A 6,981-nucleotide genomic window follows, 5' to 3' on the forward strand; every position below is an offset into this window, starting at 1 on the left:
TAAGTGCGAGTTTTCGACTTTACAAATGTTTATCCCTGCCGGTCACACATTTATAAAATCAAAACATCGGCAGGGGCAAGCCCCCACACCCCCAACATTGCAAAAAGACGCAATATTAAAAACCAAAAACCAGAGCTTGTAAAAATGGCTATTTTCATCGCATCGACTAAATCCATATCACGAGGTAACGGACAAAGTGCCGTTGCCAGTGCCAGCTATCGCGCAGGGGTTGAGCTTGAAGATAAGCGATATGGTAAGACCCACGACTATTCAAAAAAGCAGGGCGTGATAAGTGCAAATATTATTTTGCCGACAGCGTTGGCTGCTGCCAACGCTGCTATTGATCGTAGTAATTTATGGAACAAAGCGGAGGCTGCCGAGAAAAGAAAAGATGCGCGTGTCGCTCGCGAATGGCTGGTTAATCTACCGTACGAGCTGAACGAGCAAGAGCGCAAGGAGTTAGCGCATAGCTTCGCCCAAACCCTAGCTGATCGTTACGGCACAATAGCAGATTGTGCTATCCATCAACCCACCGATAAGGAGATTGATCGGGGCGCAGACCCGCGTAACTTTCACGCTCATATCCTGTTTACCACGCGCTGTGCTGAGATTGACGACAATCACGAGATCATACTGACCGACAAAGCGACCATTGAGCTATCAGATAAGAAACGCCGTGAGCTTGGTATGGATCGCGTCAGCCATGAGATCAAAGAGGTTCGTCAAATATGGGAACAGATCGCTAATGAGAAACTGGCCGAGCATAATCATGAGCTGATTGATTCGCGCAGCTATCGCGATCAAGGCAAAGACATTGAGCCGCAAATTAAGATGGGTAGCGTTGCAACCAAGCTAGAGCGTGACGCATACGAGACAGCAAAAGCAGCCGCAAAGGAAAAAGGCGAGGCATTTAACGGCATCACCCCAGTGACGATCAGAGGTGAGATCAACCTGATGATTACTGAGCGCAATCATCTAGTACGGACTCGCGAACTTGCCGATCTGCGCGAAAGTCAGTTATTTATTGTCCCAGCTGCCCCCACACCGAAGTATAACCCCAGTAAAGACAGCAATGACGAGCTAGAGCAAGCTGAATCAGTGGTTGAGCGAATAAAACAGGCACGTATTCAGCGCCAGATTGCTATCGATGCCGCTGACGCGCTTGAAAAAGAGCGTATTGCTCAGCAGCAGCGCGACATGGCGGACAAAAAAGAGCGTGAGCGCCTATTAGCGCAAGAAGAAGCGCGTCAGGAAAAGCTTGAGCAGCACCGCGTCCAGATAGCAGCACAAGAGGCCGACTTTAAGAAACAACACGGTCATATCTTGAATAAAGAGCTATCGAGTCAGCACCGACTACTAAAAAACATCGACCAAAAAAGCGACTTTGGCCAACGCCTTCAAACCCTCCTGCATCTCGATCAGCAAATGAGCGCGTGGCAACACTACCGCAGTGAGCCGAGCACCACTGACCACCAAAAGCAGCTTACAGACCGTGAACAGCATAAAATTGGCAGCCTCATCACCAGCCACAGCAAGCAGCTGCTTGAGCACATCAAGTCCATAAGCGACCTATCGACAAGGCAAGCGCACACCAAAGCCTTAGAGCGCGTCTTTGATGACATCAAAGATCGACAACAAAGCGCCCTTAGCCCCGAACACCAGCGCCAAATGCGAACGGTATCCGCTGAAATCAATGGTTATAGCCGTGATATAAACCGCAGTCGGGGTATGAGTCTTAGGTTTTAACGCTCATAAGCAACACCAAACGACACTCACGGTCGCATAGAGTCACCTCAGATGCTTCTCAGGCATCCCACAGCGCCTTTTTGATGCTAGGGTAGCAGTAATATATAAATCACCCTAAAAACGCCTACAGCAGCACTCAGAGGCCAAATAGCATCATAATTAGCGACTAGGAACGATCCATGCCACAAAATGACCTCTCTATTTCATTAGAAGACCTACTAATTACGCTTCAAACGTATACCAAAAAAATAGATAAGCAGCTGATTGACAGCTCAAACTTAAACCACGCGCACTCTAAACAAGCGCAAGATATCGCTGATTGGGCAAGACAGCTGACTTCACTGCTAAAAACGTATCAAAACAAAGAAGTCTTACTCCAATCAGACTTTGTTTCAGCTATTAATAAAGAGATAGAAAGAGTCTTTGAAGCCAATGAAGAGAGCTACCATAAGCGTATTGATGAAGGCTTCACTAAGCACGTTACTGATGCTAGTGATGAGTTCTTAAAAAAGACAAAGCTGCTTAATAAAGACTTAGGGAAGATACAGACCTCTGTTACCAGTGTTGCTAGTAACCTTGACGATACTAAAGACAAGATAGCTGAGCTAAATGTAGATGCTTCCAAACAGATGCTAGATAACGTTAAGCGACAGTTTGGCCGTCACTTAATCATCACGCTTTCAACCTTAGTCGTTGTCGTCTTTATTTTAAGCTTAGGTGCAATGTGGCTGTTTATACCTAGTAAAGCTGAAATCAGTAAGCGACAAGATGGCTATGATTCTCTTGCTAAGGCTCGAGTGGCACATCAAGTTATCGAAAAACCTAATGGTTATTATGCGAGGGTTGATCCCAAAGACTGCATTCCCGATGAGAAAAGCTCTTTCTACAGTAAATCAGTGTTATGCAAATTTAAGTAATTAGCTTCCTAAATTAACCATTAAAAATAGTCTCTTGTTTTTAAGCTTATCCACAACCAAAAATGCTTTTAATGCTTTTAAATGCTTTTAAATGCTTTTAAGCACTACGTAGGCATTGGTATTAAAGGGCTGTAGAGTCAATAAGGTGACGTTTAGTTACCCATAAGGTGACGTTTAGTTACCCATAAGGTGACGTTTAGTTACCCATAAGGTGACGTTTAGTTACCATTAAGTGACGTATTATTATTTGTCTTTAAAACGACGTTTTCTTACCATTAAGTGACTTGTTATTTATTGTCACTTAATATAAAGTAGTTTTTTATTCATTCGAGTAATAACAATGAACAAGAAAAAAAACTTAGTAGTTAAGACTAATAAGATAAATGAAGCGCTACAAAACTTATCGTTGGCTGAAGTAAGGATTATTCAATTAGCAATTGTAGATGCTAGAGAAACAGCTACAGGTTTAAGCACAGACAAGCCATTACGCATTGACGCTTCGCGTTATGCAGAGGTATTTGACACCACACGACAAAATGCTTACCAGCGTATGAAGGATGCTGAAGAGACTTTGTTTAATAGGCGTTTCACCTACTTTGATGATAACAAAAAACCTATTAAAAGCCGTTGGTTACAGCAGGTGCAATATCATGATGGCGAAGGTGCAATGGATCTAGTATTCACGCTTGCCGTTGTGGAAGGGATCAGTCGCATTGATGGTTTGGAGCAATTCTTTACCTCGTATTTATTGGAGCAAACGACACAGTTTGATAGCGTGTATTCAGTACGGCTTTATGAGCTCTTAACGCAGTGGCGAGCTGCTAAAAAAACACCTTGCTTTGAGTTAGATGTCTTTCGACAACAAATGGGGTTGGGTGTTAATGAATATAAAAGAATGAATGATTTTAAAAAGCGAGTATTAGACTTAGGTGTTAGTGAAATTAATGGGAAGTCAGATCTGAAAGTAAAATATGAGAACGTGAAGAAGGGCCGCAGTATTATAGGCTTCAAATTTATAGTTCATGAGAAACCAAAAACTAAGGCTGAACAAGTAGATAAGCCTCGTGATGTTGATAATGGCGATATGTTCACGATTGATGGACTATCTGACAAGCAGTTGTGGCGTATCAGCCGACATAAAGAGTTTATAAGTACGTATAGCGGTCTTGCTAAAGGCGACGCTGGTAAGAACTGGTCAGCATACAGCGACTTCATAGTCAGTGAGATCAAAAAAGACGCTTCTAAGTTCAGCAAGAAACGCCCTATACGTGAGTATTTAGATGGAAATGAAGCAGACTATGACTTCTCAAGATAGCGACAAAAACTGACCAACTAGAACAAGGTGTTAATAAACGGTCTTACCTTATGGTTTGGCTAAATATAATTATATATCTATACCCCACTCTCAACTTATTTTTCTAAGGTATTGGTTTACTTAGTTTTTAAAATTTCAGTTAAAACAATTAAAATTTTAAATTCTATAAAAATCAAAGGCCTACGATAAGTTGAGATTGGCGTATATCTATATAAAAAACAAGAGGCTAATTATATGTATCATGAGTTATATAAAAAGATATCGGAATCTGTTGGCCTGCTGACTGTATTCCTTGATGGTGAAAAGATCAGTCAAGGTAGCTGCTTTTGCTTCCTTGATACTGGAGAGGTTATAACAGCAGCTCATGTTATAACTGGACGAAACCCCATTAAGCAAGAAGACGTACAAGACCCAAGTGTTCAATATTTTATTAAATTCCCTAACGTTCCTTTATTAGAGTACACGGTCAGTTTTTGTGCGATCACAGTGCATGTGGACTCTTTCAAAGAACCTATTCAGATTGATATGGCTGTATTACAACCTAAGCGAAATTACGAAGTCGAATATCCTGTCCTTCCTATAAATGTAAACCCTCCCCGTCTTGGGGATCAGGTTTTTCTTGCAGGCTATTCTGATGAACTTAAACTACCTTTTTTAATCGACAGGATTATTTATAAAGATCATCAAGGTGTAGATGATTTTTTACAGGCAATGGCTAAGGGTTATGCGGCTGATATGACTGGTCCGATGATTAAGAGAGCATACGTTGGTAATCATGTTGTTGCTGGTGCAAATAAATCGCATGAAGATTTTTCGTTGACCTGTGATATTTTGTACTTAGACAATGGTATGCATAGTGGAGCAAGTGGCGGTCCAGTGGTAAACGAATCTGGTGTTGCTGTAGGAATTATTACACAACGAGCTATTACATCTGCATCTCAATATGATGCCCCCTCCCTAGATGTCCCATCAGGTTCTACTATAGCTATTTCTTTCCAGTCTTTATTAGCACTTAATACATTTCCAACGCAAAATAATTCCTGAGCTACACTGAGTTTAAGTAAAATAGAGTTAAATAATTATATGAGTCAATATGACCTATAGTTCTTACATATAGATTGCAGAAACGGAAAACGCCCACTATTGCTAGTGAGCGTTTTTTACCCGCAGTTACAACCTTTATCCTTTTACGGACAGCCGGCGGTAGTGCCTAATTAATAGCAATACTATTGTAAAAAACCAGTATAGTAAAGAGTCACATAGACTCACTATATGAATATACATATCGATACTGTATACTTGAAAAAAAATGAGAAAAATATGCGTGTAGCAAAAGAAAATAATTCGATTGAAGACAAGTGGGGGAGTAACTCTTCTGCATTGGGCTGGGTAGCCATACCCACGCTACTTCTCTTTTCCCAAAAAGAACTAGGAATTACATCTTCTGAACTAAACGTTTTACTCAATGTAATCGCTCATTGGTGGGAAAAGTCTAAATATCCTTTTCCTTCTCAAGGAGCTATAGCTTATAGATCTGGACTCTCTTTGAAAACTGTTCAAAGATCCTTAAACAGTTTAGAAGCAAAGGGCTTAATTATAAAAGAACCTACATCTCGCTCGAATTCAATTACAAAGGGGAGAAATATATATGACTTATCACCTCTAATAGATGAATTAGATAAAATATCACCTAAAGTTCTCGGTAATATGATGTTGAGAAAGAAGATGGTCATTCATAATGCCTACTAGTGAATTAATAATTTCCATATCACCTCAAAGATTCAGTACTTATAAGTCTATATATCTTCAAATAGTCCCTAGTCATAGCATGTCTAATGAGTATCGTGAAGTTATGTTTTATATGCACGTCCAAAAAATTTACTCACATTTTTTCATACCAGTACAAGTCCTAGAAGTAACACTTAGGAATCGCATTCATAATGCGATGTCTGTACATTATGGGACAGAGGATTGGTTTGAGCTTTTATTAGCCGAAAAATTCTGTTCATACGTCACTAGAAAAGTTTTTCTAGAAACTAAGAAACAAGCTCTAAAGGATTTCCAGAAATATAGTACGCCAGATATACCAGATCGAGTGCTAATGCCTGAAGATTATGTAGGAAGGTTGAATTTTGGGTATTGGGTTGAACTACTCCAAGCTAAATATAGACAAACGTTATTTTGGCAAACCAAGACAGATATAGTATTTCCTTGTAGAGAAAATACTAAAATTGGGCCGATATATAATTCTATGAAACGAGTAAAGTCTATTAGAAATCGCCTGTATCATTACGAACCTCTGTGGAAAAACATCAGGAAATTTCAGGATATTAATGATTTTTGCAAGAACATAGAGGAACAGTATTTTCTTATAATAGAGTTAATAGGGTATTGCTCAGCTGAGCAAGTTTCACTGCTTGAAGAGAGTATATTTTTATTCGAGCTAGAAATAGAAGAGTTTAAGTCTCAGTACAGTAAGTAATATAAACAGGCCTATTGATCCTTGTTATTAATATTACTTCTAATACCCTTTACCAAGTCAGCCATTAAATCCTTATCGCCCTGTCTGCTCAAAAAATTCAACAGATTATCAGCTGTGTATTTCTTTAAACCATCTACAAGAAAGAACCGTAAGCCGTGATGCTCATACAGCAGATATGTTCACGATTGATGGACTATCTGACAAGCAGTTGTGGCGTATCAGCCGACATAAAGAGTTTATAAGTACGTATAGCGGTCTTGCTAAAGGCGACGCTGGTAAGAACTGGTCAGCATACAGCGACTTCATAGTTGGTGAGATTAAAAAAGACGCTTCCAAATTTAGTAAGAAACGTCCTATACGCGAATATTTAGATAGAAATGAAGTAGACTATGACTTCTCAAGATAGCGAGAAAAACTGACCACCTAGAACAGTCTGTTATAAGTGGTTCTCTTATAGTGGTCTGTTTTAGATAGTCTGTTAATAGGTTTGAGGGGTGAAATAGCTGGTTCCCTTGGGGTAT

The 6,981-nt window shown here is 40.0% G+C and carries 7 protein-coding genes; all 7 read left to right on the forward strand.

The window, feature by feature from the left end; genetic code table 11:
- Window positions 1-144 precede the first annotated feature (144 nt).
- The 7 genes from JFC08_RS13305 to JFC08_RS13335 all read left to right on the forward strand — a co-directional run bounded on the left by JFC08_RS13305 (window position 145) and on the right by JFC08_RS13335 (window position 6,866).
- Window positions 145-1,746 (forward strand): MobA/MobL family protein, encoded by a 1,602-nt coding sequence (locus JFC08_RS13305; RefSeq protein WP_198331061.1) that lies wholly within the window; start codon window positions 145-147, stop codon window positions 1,744-1,746.
- A 179-nt stretch (window positions 1,747-1,925) separates the two neighbouring features.
- Window positions 1,926-2,663 (forward strand): BAR domain-containing protein, encoded by a 738-nt coding sequence (locus tag JFC08_RS13310; protein WP_198331062.1) that lies wholly within the window; start codon window positions 1,926-1,928, stop codon window positions 2,661-2,663.
- A gap of 340 nt (window positions 2,664-3,003) precedes the next feature.
- The gene (gene repM / locus JFC08_RS13315) at window positions 3,004-3,978 is read left to right on the forward strand and encodes a replication initiation protein RepM (protein ID WP_198331063.1); all 975 of its coding nucleotides are present in this window, start codon (window positions 3,004-3,006) and stop codon (window positions 3,976-3,978) included.
- Window positions 3,979-4,212: 234 nt separating this feature from the next.
- Window positions 4,213-5,022 carry a S1 family peptidase gene (locus JFC08_RS13320; protein WP_198331064.1) on the forward strand — a complete coding sequence of 270 codons (810 nt, stop codon included), beginning with the start codon at window positions 4,213-4,215 and terminating at the stop codon, window positions 5,020-5,022.
- Between the two features lie 228 nt (window positions 5,023-5,250).
- Entirely contained in the window at window positions 5,251-5,727 is a 477-nt protein-coding gene (locus tag JFC08_RS13325; protein ID WP_227697793.1) for a helix-turn-helix domain-containing protein, read from the forward strand.
- Window positions 5,717-6,460: a hypothetical protein gene (locus JFC08_RS13330; RefSeq protein WP_198331065.1), complete on the forward strand. Its 744-nt coding sequence runs from the start codon at window positions 5,717-5,719 to the stop codon at window positions 6,458-6,460. Before JFC08_RS13325 ends, JFC08_RS13330 begins: the two co-directional genes overlap by 11 nt.
- Before the next feature lie 175 nt (window positions 6,461-6,635).
- Window positions 6,636-6,866, forward strand: a complete 231-nt coding sequence (locus tag JFC08_RS13335) for a hypothetical protein (RefSeq protein WP_227697794.1) — start codon at window positions 6,636-6,638, stop codon at window positions 6,864-6,866.
- Window positions 6,867-6,981 lie beyond the last annotated feature (115 nt).

This window comes from Psychrobacter cibarius, assembly GCF_016107535.1.
Lineage (GTDB): Bacteria > Pseudomonadota > Gammaproteobacteria > Pseudomonadales > Moraxellaceae > Psychrobacter > Psychrobacter cibarius.